This is a genomic window from Streptomyces triticisoli, from assembly GCF_003270085.1.
GTDB classification, from domain to species: domain Bacteria; phylum Actinomycetota; class Actinomycetes; order Streptomycetales; family Streptomycetaceae; genus Streptomyces; species Streptomyces triticisoli.
Window position 1 is genome coordinate 1 of the sequence record NZ_QFDQ01000112.1, and the last position, 1471, is coordinate 1471.

Annotated in this window: 2 pseudogenes; one reads left to right on the forward strand and one right to left on the reverse strand. The window is 81.2% G+C overall.

What is annotated here, in order from left to right:
* Nucleotides 1-563, reverse strand: a pseudogene (locus DEP02_RS33520) (hypothetical protein); the annotation flags it as partial.
* A gap of 84 nt (nucleotides 564-647) precedes the next feature.
* Here DEP02_RS33520 and DEP02_RS17390 point away from each other — a divergent pair.
* Nucleotides 648-1471: pseudogene (locus tag DEP02_RS17390) on the forward strand (hypothetical protein); the annotation flags it as partial.

Sequence of the window (1471 nt, forward strand, 5' to 3'; positions counted from 1 at the left end):
GGTACGGGGGTGCCCGCGCCGGGGGTGGCGTCGGCGCTGGGCCAGGGCTGGGGTGGGGCCGGCATGGCGGCGGGAGTCGGCTGGGGGGCGGGGGTGCCCTGGGCCGGGACCGCGTTCGGTGGGAGCGGTGCGGCGGGGCTGTGCGGTGGTACGGGGGTGCCCGCCCCGGAGGTGGCGTCGACGCCCGGCCAGGGCTGGGGGGCGGGGGTGCCCTGGGCCGGGACCGCGTTCGGTGGGAGCGGTGCGGCGGGGCCGTGTGGTGGTACGGGGGTGCCCGCGCCGGGGGTGGCGTCGGCGCTGGGCCAGGGCTGGGGTGGGGCCGGCATGGCGGCGGGAGTCGGCTGCGGGGCGGGGGCGCCCTGGACCGGCACGGCCTGTGCCGGGAGCGGTCCAGGGATGGCCTGCTGGGCCGGGGCGGCGGGGTTCTGCGCGGGTACGAGCATGGCGCCCTGCTGGGGGAGCGGCTGACCGGCGAGGTTCTGGGCAGGGGCGAGCCCGGTGCCCTGCTGGGGCAGCGGCTGACCCGCGCCGCCCTGAGCGGGCAGGGCCACCTGTCCCGGCACGGGCTGCTGCGGTCCGGGAGCCTGCGGCCCCGCCCCCGGCTGTCCGGGAGCTGCCTGGGGCGCGACCGGCTGCCCGGGGGTCGCGTGGGGCGCGACCGGCTGCCCGGGGGCCACCTGGGCCACGACCGGCTGCCCCGGAACCCCCTGCGGCACGACTGGCTGCCCAGGAGCCATCTGGGGAACGGGCTGCGGCAACGCCTGCGCGCCACCTGGGCCGGCCTGCGCGGGAACACCCGGTCCGGCGGCCCCCTGCGAAGGCGCACCCTGTGCGGGCACGGCCACCGCGGGCATCGTTCCTCCGGGCGTCGCCCCCACGGGCACGGCCCCCACAGGTACGGCCCCTTCGGGCACGCCCTGCACGGGCAGGGCTCCAGCGGGCAGGCTTCCCGCAGGCATCGTCCCCGGCACGGCGGCCCCTCCGGGCACCTCCTGCGCGGGCGTCGCGCCCGCCGCGGCGGCTTCCTGCGGCTGGGCCACAGCCCGGCGTCGGCGCCCCGTCGGCGCGCTCGCCGGGTGCGGCTGTGGCGGAGTGTGATCGTCGGTCCGGTCGTGGGGTACGGCTTCGTGCTGCCCCTCGTCCGCCACGGGGACGCCGGGAGCGGCGCCCTGCGCCGGCAGCTGAACCGACCCCACTCCCTCCGGGCCGTCGCCCGGACGGTCCGCCTCCGCGGGCGGCAGGGCGAACACCGTACGGGGAGCCGCCTCCTGCGCGGCAGCGCGCTCGGTCGCCGCGGCCAGGGCACGGCGGCGCCGTCCGGTCGGCTGCGGAACGGGCGCCGCGGGGTCCTCACCGCTCGGCTCGGGCAGCGCGTCCGTGGTCGCGGGCAGCGCCGCGGGCAGCGCCTGGGGCTCGTCGGCCTCGCGCCGGGCACGCCGTCCGGTGGGCGCGGGCACACCCTGCGGCGGCA